Source organism: Nocardia sp. CA-135953 (assembly GCF_050955735.1).
Taxonomy (GTDB): domain Bacteria; phylum Actinomycetota; class Actinomycetes; order Mycobacteriales; family Mycobacteriaceae; genus Nocardia.
The window spans coordinates 5,480,608-5,502,229 of record NZ_CP192082.1 but is presented as its reverse complement, the minus strand read 5'-3'; the positions used below and the strand labels follow the sequence as shown (position 1 = coordinate 5,502,229).

The 21,622-nt window shown below is 64.5% G+C and carries 22 protein-coding genes and 1 pseudogene; 16 read left to right on the top strand and 7 right to left on the bottom strand.

The window, feature by feature from the left end; translation table 11 throughout:
* The first annotated feature begins 6 nt into the window (after window positions 1–6).
* Window positions 7–222, top strand: coding sequence for a hypothetical protein (locus tag ACQPXH_RS25390; protein ID WP_433599007.1), 216 nt, complete (start codon window positions 7–9; stop codon window positions 220–222).
* 385 nt (window positions 223–607) lie between these two features.
* A complete protein-coding gene (locus ACQPXH_RS25385; RefSeq protein WP_433599006.1) occupies window positions 608–1,411 on the top strand; it encodes an alpha/beta fold hydrolase in 804 nt (267 codons plus the stop codon).
* A gap of 20 nt (window positions 1,412–1,431) precedes the next feature.
* Here the strand turns inward: ACQPXH_RS25385 and ACQPXH_RS25380 are convergent, their stop codons facing one another.
* Window positions 1,432–1,617: a hypothetical protein gene (locus tag ACQPXH_RS25380; protein WP_433599005.1), complete on the bottom strand. Its 186-nt coding sequence runs from the start codon at window positions 1,615–1,617 to the stop codon at window positions 1,432–1,434.
* Window positions 1,618–2,111: 494 nt separating this feature from the next.
* Between ACQPXH_RS25380 and hrcA the strand changes: the two genes are divergently transcribed.
* The 3 genes and pseudogenes from hrcA to ACQPXH_RS25365 form a co-directional block, all read left to right on the top strand.
* A complete protein-coding gene (gene hrcA / locus ACQPXH_RS25375; protein WP_433599004.1) occupies window positions 2,112–3,143 on the top strand; it encodes a heat-inducible transcriptional repressor HrcA in 1,032 nt (343 codons plus the stop codon).
* A 93-nt stretch (window positions 3,144–3,236) separates the two neighbouring features.
* Window positions 3,237–4,388, top strand: coding sequence for a molecular chaperone DnaJ (gene dnaJ / locus ACQPXH_RS25370; protein WP_433599003.1), 1,152 nt, complete (start codon window positions 3,237–3,239; stop codon window positions 4,386–4,388).
* A gap of 57 nt (window positions 4,389–4,445) precedes the next feature.
* Window positions 4,446–5,069, top strand: a pseudogene (locus tag ACQPXH_RS25365) (16S rRNA (uracil(1498)-N(3))-methyltransferase); the annotation flags it as partial.
* On the opposite strand, the gene ACQPXH_RS25360 reads toward ACQPXH_RS25365, so the two are convergent.
* Both ACQPXH_RS25360 and ACQPXH_RS25355 read right to left on the bottom strand, forming a co-directional pair.
* On the bottom strand, window positions 4,998–6,236 hold the full coding sequence (locus ACQPXH_RS25360; RefSeq protein ID WP_433599002.1) for a hypothetical protein: 1,239 nt from the start codon (window positions 6,234–6,236) through the stop codon (window positions 4,998–5,000). The pseudogene ACQPXH_RS25365 and the gene ACQPXH_RS25360 sit on opposite strands and share 72 nt — an antisense overlap.
* Window positions 6,236–7,168 (bottom strand): metal-dependent hydrolase, encoded by a 933-nt coding sequence (locus tag ACQPXH_RS25355; RefSeq protein WP_433599001.1) that lies wholly within the window; start codon window positions 7,166–7,168, stop codon window positions 6,236–6,238. Before ACQPXH_RS25355 ends, ACQPXH_RS25360 begins: the two co-directional genes overlap by 1 nt.
* A 228-nt stretch (window positions 7,169–7,396) precedes the next feature.
* Between ACQPXH_RS25355 and ACQPXH_RS25350 the strand changes: the two genes are divergently transcribed.
* The 9 genes from ACQPXH_RS25350 (at window position 7,397) to ACQPXH_RS25310 (ending at window position 16,207) form a co-directional block, all read left to right on the top strand.
* Window positions 7,397–8,023, top strand: a complete 627-nt coding sequence (locus ACQPXH_RS25350) for a TetR/AcrR family transcriptional regulator (RefSeq protein WP_433599000.1) — start codon at window positions 7,397–7,399, stop codon at window positions 8,021–8,023.
* A 490-nt stretch (window positions 8,024–8,513) separates the two neighbouring features.
* A complete protein-coding gene (locus ACQPXH_RS25345; RefSeq protein ID WP_433598999.1) occupies window positions 8,514–10,604 on the top strand; it encodes a PhoH family protein in 2,091 nt (696 codons plus the stop codon).
* A gap of 64 nt (window positions 10,605–10,668) precedes the next feature.
* Window positions 10,669–11,223, top strand: a complete 555-nt coding sequence (gene ybeY / locus ACQPXH_RS25340) for an rRNA maturation RNase YbeY (protein WP_433598998.1) — start codon at window positions 10,669–10,671, stop codon at window positions 11,221–11,223.
* Window positions 11,220–12,569, top strand: coding sequence for a hemolysin family protein (locus tag ACQPXH_RS25335; protein ID WP_433598997.1), 1,350 nt, complete (start codon window positions 11,220–11,222; stop codon window positions 12,567–12,569). The genes ybeY and ACQPXH_RS25335 overlap by 4 nt, the downstream gene beginning before the upstream one ends.
* Window positions 12,566–12,925, top strand: a complete 360-nt coding sequence (locus ACQPXH_RS25330; RefSeq protein ID WP_433598996.1) for a cytidine deaminase — start codon at window positions 12,566–12,568, stop codon at window positions 12,923–12,925. Before ACQPXH_RS25335 ends, ACQPXH_RS25330 begins: the two co-directional genes overlap by 4 nt.
* Window positions 12,918–13,829 carry a GTPase Era gene (gene era / locus ACQPXH_RS25325; RefSeq protein ID WP_433598995.1) on the top strand — a complete coding sequence of 304 codons (912 nt, stop codon included), beginning with the start codon at window positions 12,918–12,920 and terminating at the stop codon, window positions 13,827–13,829. Before ACQPXH_RS25330 ends, era begins: the two co-directional genes overlap by 8 nt.
* 272 nt (window positions 13,830–14,101) lie before the next feature.
* On the top strand, window positions 14,102–14,887 hold the full coding sequence (gene recO / locus ACQPXH_RS25320; protein ID WP_433598994.1) for a DNA repair protein RecO: 786 nt from the start codon (window positions 14,102–14,104) through the stop codon (window positions 14,885–14,887).
* 53 nt (window positions 14,888–14,940) lie between these two features.
* A complete protein-coding gene (locus ACQPXH_RS25315; protein WP_063040848.1) occupies window positions 14,941–15,765 on the top strand; it encodes an isoprenyl transferase in 825 nt (274 codons plus the stop codon).
* 31 nt (window positions 15,766–15,796) lie between these two features.
* On the top strand, window positions 15,797–16,207 hold the full coding sequence (locus tag ACQPXH_RS25310; protein ID WP_387290797.1) for a hypothetical protein: 411 nt from the start codon (window positions 15,797–15,799) through the stop codon (window positions 16,205–16,207).
* 186 nt (window positions 16,208–16,393) lie between these two features.
* Here ACQPXH_RS25310 and ACQPXH_RS25305 read toward each other — a convergent pair whose 3' ends face one another.
* Window positions 16,394–17,014: a TetR/AcrR family transcriptional regulator gene (locus tag ACQPXH_RS25305; protein ID WP_433598993.1), complete on the bottom strand. Its 621-nt coding sequence runs from the start codon at window positions 17,012–17,014 to the stop codon at window positions 16,394–16,396.
* Between the two features lie 102 nt (window positions 17,015–17,116).
* Here ACQPXH_RS25305 and ACQPXH_RS25300 point away from each other — a divergent pair, with 102 nt between their 5' ends.
* A complete protein-coding gene (locus ACQPXH_RS25300; RefSeq protein ID WP_433598992.1) occupies window positions 17,117–18,088 on the top strand; it encodes a hypothetical protein in 972 nt (323 codons plus the stop codon).
* Between the two features lie 61 nt (window positions 18,089–18,149).
* On the opposite strand, the gene ACQPXH_RS25295 is transcribed toward ACQPXH_RS25300, so the two are convergent.
* The 3 genes from ACQPXH_RS25295 to ACQPXH_RS25285 all read right to left on the bottom strand — a co-directional run bounded on the left by ACQPXH_RS25295 (window position 18,150) and on the right by ACQPXH_RS25285 (window position 20,013).
* A complete protein-coding gene (locus tag ACQPXH_RS25295) occupies window positions 18,150–19,112 on the bottom strand; it encodes a hypothetical protein (RefSeq protein ID WP_433598991.1) in 963 nt (320 codons plus the stop codon).
* A 113-nt stretch (window positions 19,113–19,225) separates the two neighbouring features.
* Entirely contained in the window at window positions 19,226–19,666 is a 441-nt protein-coding gene (locus ACQPXH_RS25290; RefSeq protein ID WP_433598990.1) for a Fur family transcriptional regulator, read from the bottom strand.
* A complete protein-coding gene (locus ACQPXH_RS25285; RefSeq protein WP_433598989.1) occupies window positions 19,663–20,013 on the bottom strand; it encodes an ArsR/SmtB family transcription factor in 351 nt (116 codons plus the stop codon). The genes ACQPXH_RS25290 and ACQPXH_RS25285 overlap by 4 nt, the downstream gene beginning before the upstream one ends.
* A gap of 194 nt (window positions 20,014–20,207) precedes the next feature.
* Here ACQPXH_RS25285 and ACQPXH_RS25280 point away from each other — a divergent pair, with 194 nt between their 5' ends.
* The gene (locus ACQPXH_RS25280) at window positions 20,208–21,599 is read left to right on the top strand and encodes a glycine--tRNA ligase (protein WP_433598988.1); all 1,392 of its coding nucleotides are present in this window, start codon (window positions 20,208–20,210) and stop codon (window positions 21,597–21,599) included.
* Window positions 21,600–21,622 lie beyond the last annotated feature (23 nt).

Here is a 21,622-nt window from a genome sequence, read left to right as displayed (position 1 = left end):
AGTCCTATGCCACCGGCACGACACATCACCCTGATCCCTGAGCAGAGCGAGTTCGCCGAGGCGCGCGCCGCCGAGAAGGCCGAAAATGCGAGACAGTGCGCGATAGCCGCCAGGACGGTCGCCAGCCACGCCGAGAACGCAACGGATTGCGAGTCCTTACTCGCCATGCTCGGCCTCGACGCACTGGCGGGCAAGATGGCAAAAACCGCGTCCGAGCTCTAGCAGCGGGCTAGTTCGCTCTCGCTCCGTGTCGCCTCGGGGTGCCATCTGCCGCAACGGCATCCGCCTCGGGTGACGCCTCCCGCGCAAGCCGTTACTACCTCACACAACGTCGACTGGGGGCGAGATAGTAACGGCGATGCGAGGTGCTCGAGCCTTTGCGGCAGCGCGGAGTTGGCGTCACAAGCGCTCTGGGCTCCGCGTCGTCGTGCACCAATTCGGGCGGGTTGATGCGCGATAGTCGGTGCTCACGCAGAGCGCCGTAACCGACTGATCAGTCCGTCTGCATGTCGAGGCTCGGCAAAAGGTGACAACATCATGAGCCGACAACATCATGAGCCGACAACATCATGAGCCGACAACATCAATGACGACAGGCAGGACTCTGATGAAATTCACCCGTAGTCTCCGCGCCTGCATCGCGGCGCTCACCTTGGCTTTCGTGCCCGTCCTCGCGGTGGCCCCCGCGACTGCCGAACCCCTCCCGACGATCGTGCTCGTGCACGGCGCCTTCGCCGACAGCACGAGTTGGAACGGCGTAGCCGCGACGCTGCGCGACCATGGTTATCAAGTGGTTGTTCCAGACAACCCGCTGCGCGGCCCTGCCTACGACGCCGCGGCAATCCAGCGAACCCTGGACACCATCGCCGGACCTGTTGTCCTGGTGGGCCATTCGTATGGTGGCTTCGTCATCACCAATGTCCACGATCCGAAAGTCCGAGCGCTGGTCTACATTGCGGCCTTCGCACCAGTGCAAGGCGAATCCGCCCTTCTCGAAATCAACCCGATCAGCTTCCCCGGCAGCCAGTTGCTGCCCCCGGCGCTCCAGGTGCGCGTCGTCGACGATCCAAATGGCTTGGCAGGCAAGAACATCGACGGCTATGTGGCCCCCGCTTACTTCAATTCCGTCTTCGCCCAAGACGTATCCCCCGAAGTAGCCGCCGACATGATCGCCCACCAACACTCCCTGGCCGTATCGGCCAACCTCGAGCCCTCCGGCGCCCCCTCCTGGTCCGCCACCCCCAGCTGGTACCTCGTCTCAGCCGACGACCGCGTAATTCCCCCTGCCTCCCAACGCTTCATGGCAAACCGCATGGGTGCCCGCACCAGCGAAATCGACGCATCCCACGCCTCTCTGGTCTCTCGCCCCACCGAGGTGGCCGCCGTAGTAGAAGCCGCCGCCGGTCGATAACCAGGGTCCGATCACCAGGCCTAGTCGGTGAGCACTTGGTACGCGCCGAGCACCATGGCCAGGATCGCTGTAGAGGTGAACAACAGCCAGCCGATTATGCCGGGGATCCAGCGCCGTGGTTGTGGTCCGAGTCGGCCCTGGGTGCCGACGGCCACGGATGCCCGGGAGTAGACGCGGGTCTGGTGGCCTGCGGTGACCCGCGCCATGATGTCGGCGCGGGCATGGGTGGCCGCCGAAGCGGGACCAAGGCGCTCGCCATGGCGGTGGTCCGATGCGCAGAAGGTGTAGTCCCGGTTCGGCCGGGATGAAGGTGACGCCCCAGTCGACCTTCTGTGGCACATGCAGTACGTGGTAGTCCAGCGCTTGCGGCGGCAACCCGAAGGGGCGGAGGCCGATCGGTGGAGTCGCGGGCGGGCGCGAGGATTTGCGGATAGTCCGGTTTGTTCATGGCTTTCGAATCCCCTCTCACACTGGCTGCGCGGTGCGGTCAGCAGTCGGATCTCGCTCCGGCACAACGTCTGTCGGTGTCGAGGGGATCTGGGTCACATGCGTCCAGGGTGTGCGAACGGGCAATTGTCGAATAGCCAACTAGACTGGATAAACAGACGTACCTAGTAGCCTGCATCGAATTCGGGTCGATGCGGACGGTGCGCACGTGACCGTTACGACGTACCCGAGGACGAGCGAGGAGGTGGGGCCCATGTCGAGCACCGAGGATCGGCGCTTCGAGGTCCTGCGGGCGATCGTCGCGGACTATGTCGCGACCAAGGAGCCGATCGGGTCGAAGACCCTGGTGGAGCGGCACAACCTCGGGGTGTCCAGCGCGACGGTTCGCAACGATATGGCGGTGCTGGAGGCAGAGGGCTACATCACCCAGCCGCACACCAGTTCCGGTCGCATTCCGACCGACAAGGGCTATCGGCAGTTCGTCGACCGCATCTCCGAGGTGAAGCCGCTCTCGCCGGCCGAGCGCCGGGCGATCATGGAATTCCTGGAGTCCGGCGTCGATCTCGACGACGTGCTGCGCCGCGGTGTTCGGCTACTTGCTCAGCTCACCCGTCAGGTCGCGGTCGTCCAGTATCCGACGGTGTCGGCCTCCACGGTCCGCCACATCGAGGTGGTTGCGCTGAATCCGGCGCGGTTGCTGCTGGTCGTGATCACCGATACCGGTCGCGTCGACCAGCGTCTGGTGGAACTCGGCGCACTCGTCGATGATCAGGACCTCGCCGCGCTGCGCGGCATGCTCGGTGGTGCGATGGACGGCAAGCGCCTGTCCGAGGCCTCCGCGGCCGTCGCCGAACTGCCCGAGCGGGCGCCGGTGCGGCTGAAGGATGTGCTGGTGCGCGTGTCCACCGTGCTCGTCGAGACCCTTGTCGAGCATCCGGAGGAGCGGTTGGTGCTCGGCGGCACCGCCAACCTGACCCGCAATGCCGCCGACTTTGTCTTCCCCGGTTCGCTGCGCGATGTGCTCGAGGCACTGGAGGAGCAGGTGATCGTGCTGAAGCTGCTCGCGGCCGCCCAGCATCCGGGCACCATCACGGTGCGCATCGGCGAGGAAACCCAGGTGGAGCAGATGCGCGGAACCTCGGTCGTGTCGACCGGCTACGGTGCTGCGGGTGCGGTGCTCGGCGGTATGGGCGTGCTCGGTCCGACCCGGATGGACTATCCGGGAACCATCGCATCGGTCGCGGCCGTTGCGCGTTATATCGGTGAGGTGCTCGCGGAGCGCTGAGGGCCACCGTCGCTGATACGCTCGATCCTCCGGCGGATAAAGTTGAGTGCATCCGACTAATGCTGTTGCAAACCAAGGACTAGAGAACTCAAAGTGGCACGGGACTACTACGGACTGCTCGGCGTTGCGAAGAACGCGACCGACCAGGAGATCAAGCGCGCCTACCGCAAGCTGGCGCGGGAGCTCCACCCCGACGTCAACCCCGACGAGGCGGCGCAGACCAGGTTCAAGGAAGTGTCGACCGCCTACGAGGTGCTGTCGGACCCGGAGAAGCGGCGCGTCGTCGATATGGGCGGCGATCCGTTGGAGGCCGGTGGTGGTGGGGCGGGGTTCTCCGGCGCCGGTTTCGGCGGGCTCGGCGACGTATTCGAGGCATTCTTCGGCGGTATGAGTGGTTCCGGCGGGACGCGCAAGCCGCGCGGCCGGGTGCAGCCCGGTGCGGATTCGCTGCTGCGGACCCGGCTCAGCCTGGCCGAATGCGCGGTCGGTGTCACCAAGCATCTGACCGTCGACACCGCCATCCTCTGCGATATCTGCCACGGCGCGGGCACCAACGGCAAGTCCAAGGCGGTGCGCTGCGAGACCTGTGGTGGTGCGGGTGAGGTCCAGTCCGTGCAGCGTTCGTTCCTCGGTCAGGTCTTGACCTCACGTCCGTGCCCGACCTGTCGCGGCGCGGGTGAGACCATTCCCGATCCGTGCCACAAGTGCGGCGGCGACGGGCGGGTTCGGGCGCGGCGCGAGATCGCCGCGCCGATTCCGGCCGGTGTCGCCAATGGCATGCGGGTGCGGCTCGCGGCGCAGGGCGAGGTCGGTCCCGGTGGTGGGCACGCGGGCGATCTGTATGTGGAGATCGTCGAGCAGCCGCACGATGTCTTCGTTCGCGACGGCGATGATCTGCACTGCACCATTCGCGTGCCGATGGTCGATGCCGCACTCGGTACCACCGTCGTCATCGACACCATCCTGGACGGCCCGACCGAGCTGACCATTCCGCCGGGCACCCAGCCGGGTGAGATCTCGGTGCTGCGCGGCCACGGCATGCCGCGCCTGCGCTCCGGAGCGCGCGGTGATCTGCTCGCGCATCTGGACATCGTGGTGCCGACCAAACTCGACGCCAAGACCACCGATCTGCTGCGCAACTACAAGGGCATGCGCACCGGTGATCGCGCCGAGGTGATGTCGGCGCAGTCCGAGCACAGCAGCGGCCTGTTCGCCCGGCTGCGAGCGTCGTTCAGCGGGCGATAGGCGTTGGCCGCCACGGTCTTCTATCTCGCCGACATTCCGGAGCCGGGTGGCATCGCGGTGCTGGACGGTCCGGAGGGACGCCATGCCGCGACGGTGCGCCGCATCCGGGTCGGTGAGCCGATCACACTGTCCGACGGCTCCGGTTTGCTCGCGGCATCGGAAGTCGTTGCGGCGCAGAAGGATCGGCTCGAGCTGCAGGTGCTCGATCGGGTGCTCGCCGCGCCCGCGACGCCGCGGGTGACCATCGTGCAGGCGCTGCCGAAGTCCGACCGCTCGGAGCTGGCCGTCGAGCTGATGACCGAGGCGGGCGCCGATGTCGTCATCCCGTGGCAGGCCGCGCGCTGCATCGCCAACTGGGAAGCCAAGGCGGACAAGGCCGTTGAGAAATGGCGTGCTGCCGCCCGCTCGGCCGCACGGCAGTCTCGCCGCGCCTACATCCCCGAGGTCGCCGATCTGCACCGCACCCGTGACCTGCTCGACAAGATCCGCGGGGTCGTCGCCGCGGGCGGCATCGCGGTGGCGCTACATGAATCGGGCACCGCCCGCTTCGTCGAGCTGCCTTTCGACAAGGCCACCGAAATCCTGCTCATCGTCGGCCCCGAAGGCGGTCTAGACGACTCCGAGCTCACCGCCTTCGCTGCTGCGGGCGCCGACGTAACCTTGCTCGGCCCCACCGTCTTGCGCACCTCCACCGCCGCCGCCGTCGCTCTCGGCGCCTTGGGGGCGTTGACCTCCCGCTGGTAGCGACTCGGCTGCGCGGTACGGCACCGTGAAGATCGCTAGCACGCAAAGTACTGCGACCGCGAAGCACGACAGCGTGTACCAGAGATTCCCGATGGGGTCGCCATTGCTCGTCGAACCGTCGACGGCAGCGAAGTAATCGGGCAGCGCGCTTATCCAGAGCAATGCCATCACACCGAGGTACACGACGCTGTAAATCCGTACGAAGCGGTTCGTGTAGTCCGAATGGTCTCGCCGTAGCCGCAGCCACTGGCGCGTGAGAATCGGAATCGCGACAATGCTGAGGATGACCAATTCGGCCGCGTAAAGGAATCCCCGCAACGTGGTGCTCCCGGCGCCGAAAACCGTTGCCGGGATCGGCAATACGCCCGTACCCAAAGATCCGAGAATGCCGATGACGACAGTGCGCCACACCAATTGCAGTCCAGTGAAACCGTGCCCATGGTCGACATGACGACCGACGAACAACTGGACGAAGAACGCCAGCGACATCGGCCACAGCGCGGCGAATACCACCACACTCGGCAGCGGAACCGAGTCGAACATCGGTTGATTGAGCGAATTTTCGGTCGACCACTCCCACCAGCGCAACTGCGGTCCCAGATGGTCGAAGATCTCATAGAAGCCGTGGTGGACGAAGCCTACGCAGACGGCGCCGACGAGAACACCGTATCGACGGAAAACGCCCAGCATTCGGACGATTTCAAAGGCCAACGTTGCCATCAATGGATAGATCGCCACGATATAGAGGGGGAGCCGACCCCAGAGGAAATCCACGGTGAAGACATTGTGCGCGAACATCGTGTCGACGTGTGCGTCGATACCGAAGGCCGCCGGAAAGTACAGCGGCGGTTCGATGATGAACAGATATGCGGTCGCGCCGAACCAGACCACGAGATCGGTGGGATCGCCGTGACGTCGCAGGCGCACGATCGCGTAGATCAGCGCGAGCACCGCGCCGAGGACGATGGTGAACTCGAGCACCGGAAGCGTCCAGTTCTCCAATGCGAAGGGGTTTCGCACCTCGACGAGTCCACCGGCCTCCTGACAGGAAAAGCCGAGCGCCTTCGCGAGTTCGTCGAAGGTGGGTGCACAATGATCGGCCATCAGTCCCCCTGCGCTGTAACGGAATCGGCGGTATACCAATGTGATACGTCGTAACCGGCGTCATACCGTTTGAACCACACGTCGGCGAGTGCGGGCAGTTTCTCGTGATCCGGGTTGTGCTTGGGCAATTGACTGCGGATGATGCCCGCCAGCGCGATCAGTTGTTCGCCGAGTCGTAGATCGTCGAACGCGCGCGACATCGGACCGTTGTCCTCGACGGGCAGCCGCAACAATTTCCGCACCTTCTGCTTACCCCGGTGCATCGCGAACATCGCCATTGCATCGATGCGCCGATCCTCCTGCCGCACATGCTTATTGAAGCCTGCGCAGGCCACCTTGACGACCTTCATGACGTGCCGGAAGATCGACGGAGCCATGCGCATCCGGTAGCCGTCGCTGCCGACAATCGAATCGAAAATGATCAAAGCCGAACTTCGATGTTCGACTTCCTCGACGAAGTGCCAGATGAACAGCGATGCGACACGGTCGTCGCCCGGCCGGAATAGGGTCGAATCGTTGTCGAGCATCAGTTTGAATACCGGGGTGAAGGTGGCTTCCAGATCGGCGGTGTAGGCGAGCCGATATTCCAGCGAGGTGCGCACGGTGAGGCGGTCGAATTCCGCGATCACTTCGTTGAGGGTCTCCTGGAGCCCGGGGTATCGCCTGATCAGGCCATTGACATGCTGGCGGTGGGCGGTCGAGTGCTGGCCCTCCTGACGCACGAATGCGTCCGCTTCCTCCGCGACCGCGGGATCGGTTATCCGCGGCATGGCCTCGCGAATCATATTGACGATCATCTTCTCGAAGCCGATGGCCAGGAAGGACACCGCGTTCGCCATGGACGAGAAGGCCGGATTCTCTTCGTTCCACAGGAACGGTACGTCGTAGTCCGCGAATGCGAATCGCATCTTCCGGACTTGCAGATCGGTCACTTGGCTGTACCTCGTATTTCGAAAGGGGACTGTAGCCGTGTTCGGACGTGCCGAAGCCTCGATATCGGTGATCATACACATGTCGGTCCGAGTGTATGATGATATTGCTCGAGCTGGGACAACGACGCCCCTGTGGTAGCGTCGAGCCCCTGAACTGGACGGTCGGCGGGGATGTCCCGCTGTCGGTTTCGCATGCGAGGGACATCGTTCGAACCGAGGAAGCGAGCATTGGCAGGAAGGCGCGGGTGGGGCGGGAGTCCGCCGAACAGCGATGAAGAAGCGTCCTGTCGAATAGTCGCCGCCGCGGTAGATCTGATCGGACGGACGGGTGCGGAGATCAGCATCGCCGACGTCGCGGAGTCGCTCGGTGTCATCCGTCAGACGGTGTATCGATACTTCCCCAGTGCGGACGCGCTGATGCAGGCCGCGGCCATCGCTTCGGTCGACGGCTTTCTGGACCGGCTGACAAAGCAGGTCAGCGGTATCGAGGATCCGGTCGAAGCCATGACCGAGGGCGTGGTCTTCACGCTTTCAGATGTGCGTCGAACGCCTCACCTGGGCATTCTGCTGTCGAGCACATATTCGAATGTGCACCCCGAAGGCCTCACCTCCGAAGCGGCACAAACCTTCGGCATGACGATGATCAAACGCTTCGATGTCGATTGGGCGCGTTACGGATACGACGACGCGTCGCTGCACGAACTCGTCGAATACATCCTGCGAACGATGCAGTCGTTCTTCATTTCTCCGGGCAATCCGCCCCGGAGCGAAGACGAACTTCGTCGCTATCTACGACGCTGGATGGGAGCCGCGATCATCGCCCAACCCAGGGTGGACGGACGACGCGGGGGCTGACCCGTTGTCCGGTCACGGGTTCATGGGTCTGTACTGCAGACGATCCTGCGAGCCTCGGCGTCTACCTCCTGGACGGTACTGCTGCTGGAGAAGCTGTGGCGGGCCGCCCATCAGCAGCGCTACCCGTGGTTCATCGAGAACAAGATGTCCTCACGGGTGCCGAAGGAGGCGTGCCGGATGCGGGCTGCCGGGTTCCCGCCGCCGCGTGTCCGAGCATGCGCCGAAGCAGCGATCAGCAGGCAATCGCTGCTCCGAGTGCTGCCGCGGTAGCCGTTTATTCACTGCCTGTTGTCAGTGGGGCGCGTTAAACTTTCATCAACGACGCAGCAATTCGAGACCGGAAAGCAGGCTACAGCCACTTTTGAGAACACAAGGCGAGATCGGCGACCCGACTACCCCCACTGCAGGCGGGAGTTTACCCACCCCACCGACTTCGTCGGCCTCCATCCCCCGGGGTGCGGACAACGGTACAGGCCCGGCAGCGCGCACCGTGCGTTCCAGCATCGAACTCGCTCCCGAATCCGTGTTCCCCTTCCTCGGTTCGGCCGACCAGAACCTGCGTGAACTCGAGCAGTTGCTGGATGCGGATATACATGTCCGCGGCAATTCCGTCACCCTCACCGGCAAGGCGGCCGATGTCGCGCTCGCCGAGCGGGTGATCGAACAGCTCGTCGCGCTGACCGGTCGCAATCGAGTGGTGACCCCGGAGGCGGTGCGCCACACCGTATCCATGCTCACCGAGGGTTCCTCGGAATCCCCGGCCGAGGTGCTGAGCCTGGACATTCTGTCCCGGCGCGGTAAAACCATCCGGCCCAAGACGCTCAACCAGAAGCGCTATGTCGACGCGATCGACGCCAACACCATCGTGTTCGGCATCGGCCCCGCGGGTACCGGCAAGACGTATCTGGCGATGGCCAAGGCCGTGCAGGCATTGCAGTCCAAGCAGGTCAACCGGATCATCCTCACCCGTCCCGCGGTCGAGGCGGGCGAGCGGCTCGGCTTCCTGCCCGGCACGCTGAACGAGAAGATCGATCCCTATCTGCGCCCGCTCTACGACGCACTACACGACATGATGGATCCGGAGGCCATTCCGAAGCTGATGGCGGCCGGCGTCATCGAGGTGGCACCGCTGGCGTACATGCGAGGTCGTGCACAACCGGTGTTCACCAACGTTTTGACGCCCACCGGGTTTCGGCCGATCGGTGAACTCGAGGTCGGCGACTTCGTCATAGGCTCGAATGGGCGCCCGACGCCGGTACTGGGCGTTTATCCGCAAGGGCCCAAGGAGATCTACCGTGTTCACACCCAAGACGGTGCCTCTGTTTTGGCTTCGTCTGACCATCTGTGGTCGGTGTACACCCGATCCGATCGTCGGAGAGGTAAGCCTGCGCGTGTGCTAGAGACCAAGGAGATGATCGGCAATCTCCGGGCTGCGCACTACCACCGCTATGAACTACCGCTGTTGAGTGAGCCCGTCTGCTTCGAACCGCAGCCGGTTCCGATGGATCCCTATGCATTGGGATTGCTACTCGGTGACGGTTGCACATCCGGCAGAACGATGCCCAGCTTCACGACTGCGGACGGTCAGCCGGTGACTTTCCCGCAAGACGTGATGCCTGGTGTGACAGTACGGCGCAGATCAAGTGTCGACTATGTGCTCAACCGGACCACGGCGCCTGGGGATGTCATCACACTGGAGAACCCAGTGCCAGCGGTGATGCGCGGACTCGGGCTCTGGGGATGTAAGTCGGAGACCAAGTTCGTGCCAGCCGTCTACCTGTTCAATTCGTCGCAGGTGCGCCTGGCGGTTCTGCAGGGCCTATTGGACTCCGACGGAGGCCAGGTGGCACAGCGTGATCGGACTTGTCGCGTCCAGTACACGACAACATCCGCGCAACTGCGCGATGATGTGCTGTTCCTGGTCCGCTCATTGGGCGGGATCGCCTACTGGCGTAGGCGGGCTGCGGCTGGTCGTTTGCCGGGATCTGTGCGTGGCCTGCACCACCGGCATGATGCGTACATCCTCGATCTGCGTCTTCCGGCGGATGTCGAGCCTTTCCGGATGGCGCGGAAACTTGCGAAGTATCGCGAATCAGGGGGCGGAGCCCCCGTGCGCTACATCGATCGGATCGAACCCGCAGGTACCGAGGAAGCTGTCTGTATCCAGGTCGCGGCAGCGGATTCGCTCTACGTGACCGAGGACTTTCTTCTTACGCACAACACGCTGAACGACTCGTTCATCATTCTCGACGAAGCACAGAACACTACCGCCGAGCAGATGAAGATGTTCCTCACTCGCCTGGGGTTCGGTTCCAAGATAGTAGTTACCGGTGACGTCACCCAGGTCGACCTGCCCAATGGCGCGCGTTCAGGGCTGCGTGCCGCGAGTGAGATTCTCACCAGTATCGATGACATCCACTTCGCTACGCTGACCAGCAGCGATGTGGTTCGGCACCGGTTGGTCTCCGATATCGTCGATGCCTACGAGCGGGCCGAGGCCGAGCGGGTAACCCAGGTCGGACCGCACTATCCGGGCAATCGCGCACAGCGCCGCGCCGCGAGCCGGGGAGATCGGCGATAGTGCGTCGGACGTGTCCGGGCCAGCCGCGCGGTGCGGGCCCGGACACACCGAATACCCTGATCAGGTGAGCATCGAGATCGCCAACGAGTCGGGTGTCGACGTACCCGAAGAAGACCTGGTCAGCGTCGCGCGATTCGTGATCGGCCGGATGGACGTGCATCCGGCGGCCGAGTTGTCGATGGTGCTCGTCGATCTCGACACCATGGCGGATCTGCACATGCGCTGGATGGACCTACCCGGCCCGACCGATGTCATGTCCTTCCCCATGGACGAACTGGAGCCCGGTGGTCGACCGGACAGTGCCGAACCGGGTCCGTCCATGCTCGGCGATATTGTGCTGTGCCCCGACTTCGCCGCAGGCCAGGCCCGTAAGGCCGGTCACTCGCTCGATCACGAACTCGCGCTGCTCACCGTGCACGGCGTGCTCCACCTGCTCGGCTACGACCACGCCGAGCCGGAGGAGGAGAAGGAGATGTTCGCACTGCAGGCACGACTGCTCGAGGAGTGGTACGAGAGCCTGCGCGAGGCTCAGCGGCGCGCCGAATTGGCCGAGCGCGATGCCCGGTTGCTGGGGAAGGCCGGTTTCACAACGCCCGGTGAGGCGCTGGGCCCCGCGTGAATTCGCTGACCCTGATCCTGCTGGCGATTCTGCTCGTCCCGGTCGGCGGAGTGTTCGCCGGAGTCGATTCGGCGTTGAACACCATCTCACCCGCGCGTCTCGACGATATGGTCCGGGCGGAGCGGCCCGGCGCGGTGCGGCTGACCAGGATCGTGGCAGATCGGCCGCGATATGTGAATCTGCTTGTGCTGCTTCGTATTCTGTGCGAGATCTGCGCGACGGTGCTGTTGGCGGCGGCGCTGATTCCGCTGTGGGACGACAATTGGGCGCTGCTGTTCACCGCGGCCGTCATGGTGCTGGTGGACTATGTGGTGATCGGGGTCGGACCGCGCACACTGGGCCGTCAGCACGCTTACTCCATTGCCTTGGCCTCGGCGCTGCCGCTGCAGTTCATCGGCACGGTGCTCGGTCCGGTCAGCAGGCTGCTGATCCTCATCGGTAATGCGATCACCCCGGGTAAGGGATTTCGCAACGGCCCCTTCGCATCCGAGATCGAGCTGCGGGAAGTCGTCGAGATGGCCAGTGAGCGCGGTGTGGTGGCCGACGACGAACGCCGCATGATCCAGTCGGTCTTCGAGCTCGGCGATACCCCGGCGCGCGCGGTCATGGTCCCGCGCACCGAAATGGTCTGGATCGAGGCGGATAAGACTGCGGCGCAGGCGATGTCGCTCGCGGTGCGCAGCGGTCACTCCCGCATTCCGGTGGTAGGCGAGAACGTCGACGACATTCTCGGCGTGGTGTACCTGAAAGACCTTGTGCCGTACGCGGATAGGAGCCGCAAGGTGCAGGTGCGCGATGCCATGCGCGCTGCGGTGTTCATGCCCGACTCCAAACCGCTGGACAGCCTGCTCGACGAAATGCAGCGCCGCAGAAACCATATGGCGCTACTGGTCGACGAATACGGCGGCATTGCCGGGTTGGTGACCATCGAGGATGTGCTCGAGGAGATCGTCGGTGAGATCGCCGACGAATACGACACCGACGAAACCCCGCCCGTCGAAGACCTCGGCGAAGGCCGCTACCGGGTTTCGGCACGACTGTCGGTCGACGATCTGGCCGAACTGTACGGCCTGGAAATCGAGGAGGAGGACGTCGATACCGTCGGCGGCCTGCTCGCCCACGCACTGGGCCGGGTGCCGCTGCCCGGCTCCAAAGCCGTCGCGCACGGCCTGGTGCTGCGCGGCGAAGGCGGTGCGGACGCGCGGGGACGGGTGCGGGTGCACACCGTCGTGGTGCGCAAGGCACCGGAGAAATCGCATGCCGAGAAGGCCAACGGCAAGCGTAAAAGTAACGGATCCGAGCGGGAAGTCCCGACCGATCGTGATGAGAACGGAGACAGCGAATGACCGAATTGGACGCCGAAGACACCAAACTCGTGGTGCTGGCCAAGGGTGCGCTCGGCCGCACCGGCGGTAACTCGGGTGCCGCCATCCGCGATACCGACGGCCGCACCTACGCGGCCGGCGATGTCGCCCTGCAGTCCCTGCGACTGACCGCCCTGCAAGCCGCCGTCGCGGCCGCGATCTCCAGTGGCGCAGAGGGATTCGAAGCCGCCGTGGTCGTCAGCGGCAAACTGTCGGATGCGGGCGTCTCCGCGGTTCGCGAGGTTTCGCCCGAGGCGCGCATCGTCTTCACCGACCGCTCCGGTGCGGTCTTCGAGATCGTCGACGATGCCGCGGGCGCGGAGGTGCAGGGTGGCTGATAAGTCCACCGAATTCCGTTCCGGCTTCGTCTGTTTCGTCGGCCGCCCGAATACCGGCAAGTCGACGCTGACCAATGCGCTGGTCGGCCAGAAGATCGCGATCACCTCCTCGCGCCCGCAGACCACCCGCCACACCATCCGCGGCATCGTGCACCGCGAGCACGCCCAGCTCATCCTGGTCGACACCCCGGGTCTGCACCGCCCGCGCACGCTGCTCGGCCAGCGTCTGAACGACCTTGTCCGCGATACGTATTCCGAAGTCGATGTAATCGCGCTGTGCATTCCCGCCGACGAGAAAATCGGACCCGGCGACAAGTGGATTCTGCAGCAGATCAAGCAGATGGCACCGAAGACCACGCTGCTCGGTGTGGTCACCAAGATCGACAAGGTGAGTCGCGACCAGGTCGCCGAACAGCTGATGGCGCTGTCGCAACTGCTCGGCCCCGAGCACGACGTCGTACCGGTCTCCGCCGTCAAAGGCGAACAGGTCGAGGTCCTCGTCGACGTCATCGCCTCGAAAATGCCTGAGGGCCCGGCCTTCTACCCCGACGGCGAGCTGACCGACGAGCCCGAGGAAACCCTCATGGCCGAGCTCATCCGCGAGGCCGCCCTGGAGGGCGTCCGCGACGAACTCCCGCATTCGCTCGCCGTGGTCATCGAAGAAGTCCTCCCGCGCGAAGAAAACGAAGACATGCTCGACGTGCACGCCTTGCTCTACGTCGAACGCCCCTCGCAGAAGGCCATCGTCATCGGCAAGGGCGGCGCCCGCCTCAAAGAGGTAGGCACCAACGCCCGCAAGCAAATCGAACACATCCTCGGCGTCCGCATCTACCTACACCTGCATGTCAAGGTCGCCAAGGATTGGCAGCGCGACCCGAAACAGCTCGGCAAGCTCGGGTTCTGACGCAGGAAAGCCCCCAGAAACGGGGGCCTCCTCGAACGCTGGTGGCGAAACCGCACCGTAAAGGTCTTGTACCGTCGTAGTACGGAACCACGGGGGAGGTCACTGCCCAAGGTGCCAACGCGTCGCACCGCCTATCCGGTGGCGCTCCTCGACACCGTCGCGGTGGGTAGCCCCGGTGCTCAACTGCTACGCCGGATCAACGACTTCTCGTAGAGTGCGATTCGAGCTCGTGCCCGACGGTGGGCGTCGGCCATTCGTGAAAGGATGGGCAGGTGCGGTTGTATCGGGACGAGGCGGTGGTGGTTCGCCAGCATAAGCTGGGGGAGGCGGATCGCATTGTCACGTTGCTGACGCGGCAGCACGGGTTGGTGCGGGCGGTGGCCAAGGGGGTGCGGCGGACCAAGTCGCGGTTCGGGGCGCGGTTGGAGCCGTTCGCGTATGTGGACGTGCAGCTGCATCCGGGGCGCAATCTCGACACGGTCACCCAGGTGCACACCATGGAGGCATTCGCCGCCGATATCGTCGACGATTACGGCCGCTACACCACGGCCTGCGCGGTACTGGAGACCGCGGAGCGGCTGGCGGGTGAGGAGCGCGCGCCCGCACCGAAGCTGCACGCATTGACCGCGAGCGCGCTGCGGGCGATCGCCGCCAAACAGCGCCCGCATGAGCTGATTCTCGACGCATATCTGTTGCGCGCCATGGGTTTTGCGGGCTGGGCACCTGCGCTGGACGAATGCGCGCGCTGTGCGACACCCGGCCCGCATCGTGCGTTCCATGTCGCCGCGGGTGGTGCGGTCTGCGTGCACTGCCGCCCCCCGGGGTCGGCCACTCCGGCCCCGGGCGTGCTCGATCTGCTGGTCGCTCTGCTGAAAGGCGAGTGGGATTACGTCGAGCAGGTCCCCGATCAGATCCGCAGACAGGCCAGCGGCCTGGTCGCGGCGCATCTGCAGTGGCATCTCGAGCGTCAGCTGCGCACCCTTCCGCTGATCGAGCGTTCACGTTCGGCGGACGCGGCGACCGGGCTGGAGCCGTCAACCGCCGCACAGGCGGGCTGAGGAGGCGAGACGTCGTCGCAATCCCTCCACAACCATCAGGCAGGATAGGTGCCGTGATCCTCCGTCGAGACTCTGCCGCGCCGACCAGGTCGACCAGCGCACGGTCGGGTGCCGAACGCACCGTCCGCCCGCCGTCGCCGCATCCATCGGGGGCGACGCCGCCGGAACTGCCCGCGGAGTTGGTGCCCAAGCATGTGGCGCTGGTGATGGACGGCAACGGTCGTTGGGCGCAGGAGCGCGGGCTGCCGCGCACCGCGGGGCACGAGCGCGGTGAGGCGGTCTTGATGGACACCGTCGAGGGCTGCATCGAGATCGGCGTGAAGTGGCTCTCGGCCTACGCCTTCTCCACCGAGAACTGGCGGCGCAGCCCGGAGGAAGTGCGCTTCCTGATGGGGTTCAACCGGGATGTCATCCGTCGCCGTCGCGACGAGATGCACGAGATGGGTGTGCGAGTGCGCTGGGCCGGGCGGCGACCGCGCCTGTGGCGCAGCGTGATCAACGAACTCGAGACCGCGCAGGAGCTGACCAAGGACAACACGGTGATGACCCTCACCATGTGCGTCAATTACGGTGGTCGCGCCGAAATCGCCGATGCGGCAAGGGAAATCGCGCGTCGTGTGGCCGCGGGTGAGATAGATCCGGAGCGGGTGACCGAGGCGACGATCGCCAAATACCTGGACGAGCCGGATATGCCGGACGTCGACCTGTTCCTGCGCCCGTCCGGCGAATTCCGCAGTTCGAACTTCCTTATCTGGCAGTCCGCCTACGCCGAGTACGTCTACCAGGACACCCTGTTTCCCGATTTCGACAGGCGCAACTTGTGGGAGGCCTGTCTCCAGTACGCTTCGCGTGATCGCCGCTTCGGGGGGACCAAGTGAACGGCGGCAGCAAATGAACGGCGGCACCGACATGGACGCAGCAGTCACCCCCGAACAAGAGCTACAGGCCCGCGCCGGTGCCTGCCTATCGCTCTACGACGTCGATGTGCGCGTCGACCCGGAGGGTTCGATCGGCTTCGAATACGAGGGCGCGCTGTGCTCGTTGCGCGCGGTAACGCTGGCACCCGGCCTGGATGTGCTGACGCTGACCTGCGTGCTCGCCTGGGACCGGCCGCTCAAGCCGCAGTTGCACAAGCGAGTCGCCGAGCGCAACAGCGCGATTCAGTTCGGTTCGATCACCCTGATCACCCGCGGTAACCAGGCCGATGTCATGCTGCGCTACACCTTTCCGGCCGCCGGTCTGGACGATCAGGCGCTGGCCACCATGCTGCTGCTCGTGCTCTCCGGCGCGGGTAAAGCGCGGCAGGGACTGCTGCCCTGAACCGCTGACCGCATGACCAGCACCCGCACCGAAGCCGTCCGCGCCGCCGAACGTCTCGGCTGGCTCTGAGCGCTCGACCGCGGCGGGACTTCGCTGCCGCAAAACCAGCGCCTACCTCACATGCAACTTGTGCGAGGTAGCGACTGGGTGTGCGATCGTTGTTGGGACGACCGGAGTGCGCTCGGACTACATGTTGCTGGAGTGGGCGGCTGACCGGTCGAAGGGGAGCAGGGTCTGCACGCCGCGAGCCAGCGTTTCCGGATCCACGTCGCTGACGATCAAATGCTGCAACATGAATCCCGGCACCAAGCCGATGAGCGCCATCGCGACCGCGCGGACATCGGCGTCCGGCGGCAACCAGCCGACCTGCACCATGCGTTCGACATATTCGAACCACCGATCGCGCATCGCGCGCACGGCGTCCTTGATGTATACGGCTGCCTCCTCGTGCACCAGTGCCAGTGCCCACGCCTGTGGGGCGAGCCGGACCGGACCAGCCGGACCGCTGTGCGCGACTATGTACTCGGCGATGAGCTGGACGAACTGGGCCGGGGTGGGCAGCGGATCGGACCGGATCGCCCTGGTCATGGTGGCGCGCAGCTCGACCATGGTATCGGTGGCCAGGGCGGCGATGATGTCGTTCTTGCTCTTGAAGTACCGGTAGACCGCCCCCGCGGACAGGCCCGATTCGGTGAAGATGTCCTGCATCGAGGTCTCGTAGAAACCCTTGCGGGCGAAACAGACTTGCGCGGCATCGAGGATCTGCTGCCTGCGACGTTCCAGGTGTTCCTCACTGACTCTGGGCATGGCTCCAAAGTAAAGCGAATGCTCGTTCTTGACAAGCTCCCGTGATCGTGCGACGGTATCCACATCGAAAGAGAACGGTCATTCGATTTTGGGGAGAACGTCATGAATACGATCCAGCGGGCAGTCGGTGTCGGCGTCGCTGCGGCCCTGCTCCAGGCGTTGATGCTGACCGCCTTCGCCTGGCCCGCGGCCCATATCGCGCCGCGCGATCTGCCCATCGCCGTCAGCGGCCCGCAGGCCGCGGTGGTCGCCGAGAAACTGACCCAGCACGATCCCGATGCCTTCGATATCAGCAATCCCGCCGACGAAGCGGCGGCGCGCGAGGCGATCGAGAACCGGGACGTCTACGGCGCCGTCATCACCGGCGGCGGCGCCCCGCGCGTCTTGGTCGCCTCCGGCGCGAGTCCCGTTGTGGCGCAACAGCTCACCGCGATCGCCCAGCAGCTGTCCGGTGTGCCGGCCACGCCGGTCGAGGATGTCGTGGCCGCCGATCCGGACGATCCGCGCGGCACCGCCTTCGGTGCGATGGTATTGCCGCTGGTCATATCCGGTATCGCGGCGGGTGTGGTACTCAGCCTGTTGATTCCGTCGGTCGGTGGTAGGGCGATCGGACTGATCACCTTCGGCATCGCGGGTGGGCTGTTGAGTATCGTCATCATCCAGACCTGGATGTCGGTGGTTCCCGGTCCCTATCTGACGCTGGCCGCCGTCGCCGGTCTGGTGTCCTTCGCGGTCTCCGGCGCGGTCGTCGGCCTGTCCAGCGCGATCGGCCGCGCGGGGATCGGCATCGCCGCGCTGACCATGCTCCTGGTCGGCAACCCGTTCTCGGCCGCGACCTCGGCTCCGGAACTGCTGCCGCAGCCGTGGGGCGCCATCGGCCAATTGCTGCCACCGGGCGCCGCCGCATCACTGCTGCGCTCGGTCGCCTTCTTCGACGGTGCCGCCGCCACCAAACCCCTTGTGGTCCTTACCGTCTGGGCGCTCGCCGCCCTGGTGCTACTGGGTGTCGGCGCACTCCGCGGACGGCGTCCGGCAGCGGACTCCACCCCGGTCCGCACACAGGTCGCCGTCTGATCCCGAAATCGACCACAGGCCACCACTGCTCGGCAGTGGTGGCCTGTGGTCGGTCGGTCTGTCAGGAGATGGTGAAGGAGAAGTTCGGGGCGGCGCCCTCACCCTTGTTTGCGTCGTAGGTCACCACGTAGGTGCCGGTGGCCGGGGACGGAACCACGAAAACGACGTAATTCTTCGCGTTGTCGATGGTTTCGTTGGCATTCAGCAGTTCGTTGATCGGCCCGCGGATATCGGCCGGAATTGTTTGGCCGCCGGGGGTTTTCACGGTGAAGTAGTCGTAGAAGACATTCAGTCCGCCCGCGGCGATCCCGGGTCCACCAATGATCTTGACGTGCAACGAGAGATCCATCTTGTCGCGCTCGTTCTTGGTGTAGCTCGGAGCCAGTGTGCCGCCGGTGATTTCGATCGTCGTCTGATCCTGCACCAGTTTGCCGGTGACCTTCAGAGTCTTCGGCGCGACACCTTCGACCTGAGCTGAGGCCCTCAGCGGAATCTTGGTCTGGTTATCCGAAGCCTGCCCATAGATCACGGTAATGGTGTCGAGCAGGTGCTCGGCATCGTGCAGCGTCTTGACCGACGTGGTGACTTTGCCAGTGGCCGAACCCTTTCCGGGCACGGTCGGCGAGTCGAAGCTCGCACCACCATCGACTTCCTTGTCGACCTGTAGGTAGGTGTTATTGCTGATCGTGTTGTTGTCGGGGGTGGTGTTCTTGTAAGTGATATCGATCAGCACCTTGGCGCCGCCGTATTCGTCGGGCACCACGGTCGCCTTGTCCACCGTGATATCGAAGCCCTCGTACCATCCGGTCCTGCCGATATTGCGGACGGTCGACTGGCCGTTTTTCGCCCCCGGCTGCTGGCCCTGGCCGACGGTGTTCTGCGCGGACGCCGTCGTGGTCGGTCCCGACTTGGTGTCCTTGTCGTTGCACGCGGTCATGAGCAGGGCGGAGCTGCCGATGAGTACGGCCGCTCCGATTGTGGTGATTTTCCGGCGTCTGTCCGCCGCAAAAGTGGTCGATCGCACGCTGCCTCCCAGAAGATTTCGATCTCAGTGCGCGACGCCCGGAACCCCCGGACGTTATGTGATTCGCAATGAAATCTTCCTCGGCGCCAGCGCCGTTAACCATGTGACCGCCATCACATTTTGGTGCGGTGCACCTTCGCGCATTCGCAGCAGGTTCCGAAGATCTCCATGGTATGGCTGACCTCGGTGAATCCGTGTTCGCAAGCGATGGTTTCGGCCCATGCCTCGACCGTCGGGCCCTCGACCTCGACGGTGCGACCGCAGTGTCGGCAGACCAGGTGGTGATGGTGGCCGGTGGAGCACTGTCGGTACACGGATTCGCCGGTGTCGGTGCGCAATACGTCGACGAGTCCGGCATCGGCCAGCGACTGCAGGGTGCGGTAGACGGTGGTCAACCCGATGCCCTCGCCGCGGCGGCGCAATTCGTCGTGCAACTCCTGCGCGGAGCGGAACTCTTCGATATCACCGAGCAGTGCGGCGATCGCACTGCGCTGGCGGGTACTGCGAATGCCCACCGGCTTTTCCGGCAAGGCCGTCTTGTCTGGCACGATCACCCTTCCTCGGCATGGGCCACGGCATCGACCACGATATGCGCCAGGTGGTCGTCGACGAGTTCGTACAGCACTTCCCGGCCGGAGCGTTCCCCGTGCACTACGCCCGCGGACTTGAGAATCCGCAGATGCTGGCTGACCAGCGGTTGGGTGACACCGAGAACATCGACCAATTCATGTACGCAACGCGGAGATTCACGCAATTGGAGCACAATGGCGATGCGCACCGGGGCGGCGAGGGCGCGTAGCAACTCGCCCGCGTCCTCCAGGACGCTCCGCGTCGGCACCGGCACCGGCGCGGGTGATCGGTACGGGTTGTGCGGGTGGGCGGCAGTGGTCTCGGCGGTCATCGAACCAACTCCTTATTGGAAAGCGATTCCATTTTGATATGCACAGTTGCGCATGTCAAACGAGCGCGCCGACGACTAGGCGTGTGCGGTGCAAAACCGGTTGGCCGGTGCCGATAGGCTGGAGGGCAATCTTCCGCCGAGTCGAGCGACTCGGCGCAATCGAATCCGACTCGTAGTGGATGGAGAATTCTCGAGTGGCACCCAAGTCGAAGGTGGACACCGTTGCCAACCTCGCCAAGCGCCGGGGTCTGGTGTACCCGTGTGGTGAGATCTACGGCGGCACCAAATCGGCGTGGGACTACGGTCCGCTGGGTGTCGAACTCAAGGAGAACATCAAGAAGCAGTGGTGGCGTTCCATGGTCACCAGCCGTGAGGATGTGGTCGGCCTCGACTCGTCGGTGATTCTGCCGCGTCAGGTGTGGGTCGCCTCCGGCCACGTCGGCGTGTTCAACGATCCGCTGGTCGAATGCCTGAACTGTCACCACCGGCACCGGCAGGACCACCTGCAGGAGGCCTACGCGATCAAGCACAAGATCGACGATCCGGACTCGGTCTCGATGGAGCTGGTGGTGTGCCCGGACTGCGGCACCGTCGGTCGGTGGACCGAGCCGCGTGACTTCAACATGATGCTCAAGACCTACCTCGGCCCGGTCGAGTCCGAAGAGGGTCTGCACTACCTGCGCCCGGAAACCGCGCAGGGCATCTTCGTCAACTTCGCCAATGTGATGACTACCGCGCGCAAGAAGCCGCCGTTCGGAATCGCGCAGATCGGCAAGAGCTTCCGCAACGAGATCACCCCCGGCAATTTCATCTTCCGTACTCGTGAGTTCGAGCAGATGGAGATGGAGTTCTTCGTCAAGCCGGGTGAGGACGCGCAATGGCACAAGTACTGGATCGACAACCGGTTCGCCTGGTACACCGATCTCGGCATCGACCCGGAGAACCTGCGACTGTTCGAGCATCCGAAGGACAAGCTGTCGCACTACTCGGCGGGCACCACCGATATCGAGTACCGCTTCGGCTTCCAGGGCAACGAGTGGGGTGAGCTGGAGGGCATCGCCAACCGCACCGACTTCGATCTGAAGACCCATTCGGAGCATTCCGGCAGTGACCTGAGCTACTTCGACCAGACCACCAATGAGCGCTACACCCCCTACGTCATCGAGCCCGCGGCCGGCCTGACCCGCTCGCTGATGGCGTTCCTGGTCGATGCGTACACCGTCGACCAGGCGCCCAATGCCAAGGGCGTCATGGAGGAGCGCATCAGTCTGCGGCTGGACCGCAGGCTCGCGCCGGTGAAGGCGGCGGTGCTGCCGTTGTCGCGCAATGCGGATCTGACGCCGAAGGCGAAAGATCTTGCCGCACAGCTGCGTAAGAGCTGGAATGTCGAATTCGACGATGCCGGCGCCATCGGCCGTCGCTACCGGCGCCAGGACGAAATCGGCACGCCGTTCTGCATCACCGTCGACTTCGACACCCTCGAAGACCAGGCGGTCACCGTCCGCGAGCGTGATTCCATGGCACAGGAGCGGATTGCGCTGGACAAGGTCGAGGGCTACCTGGCGCAGCATCTCATAGGCGCCTGAATTCGATGGCGATCAACGCCCTG

Excerpts from the sequence above, each read along its gene's own strand:
- ACQPXH_RS25390 (WP_433599007.1), top strand. The coding sequence starts at position 7 with ATGCCACCGGCACGACACATCACCCTGATCCCTGAGCAGAGCGAGTTC.
- ACQPXH_RS25385 (WP_433599006.1), top strand. The coding sequence starts at position 608 with ATGAAATTCACCCGTAGTCTCCGCGCCTGCATCGCGGCGCTCACCTTG.
- ACQPXH_RS25380 (WP_433599005.1), bottom strand. The coding sequence starts at position 1,617 with ATGGCGCGGGTCACCGCAGGCCACCAGACCCGCGTCTACTCCCGGGCA.
- hrcA (WP_433599004.1), top strand. The coding sequence starts at position 2,112 with ATGTCGAGCACCGAGGATCGGCGCTTCGAGGTCCTGCGGGCGATCGTC.
- ACQPXH_RS25360 (WP_433599002.1), bottom strand. The coding sequence starts at position 6,236 with ATGGCCGATCATTGTGCACCCACCTTCGACGAACTCGCGAAGGCGCTC.
- ACQPXH_RS25330 (WP_433598996.1), top strand. The coding sequence starts at position 12,566 with ATGACCGAATTGGACGCCGAAGACACCAAACTCGTGGTGCTGGCCAAG.
- ACQPXH_RS25310 (WP_387290797.1), top strand. The coding sequence starts at position 15,797 with ATGGACGCAGCAGTCACCCCCGAACAAGAGCTACAGGCCCGCGCCGGT.
- ACQPXH_RS25305 (WP_433598993.1), bottom strand. The coding sequence starts at position 17,014 with ATGCCCAGAGTCAGTGAGGAACACCTGGAACGTCGCAGGCAGCAGATC.
- ACQPXH_RS25300 (WP_433598992.1), top strand. The coding sequence starts at position 17,117 with ATGAATACGATCCAGCGGGCAGTCGGTGTCGGCGTCGCTGCGGCCCTG.
- ACQPXH_RS25285 (WP_433598989.1), bottom strand. The coding sequence starts at position 20,013 with ATGACCGCCGAGACCACTGCCGCCCACCCGCACAACCCGTACCGATCA.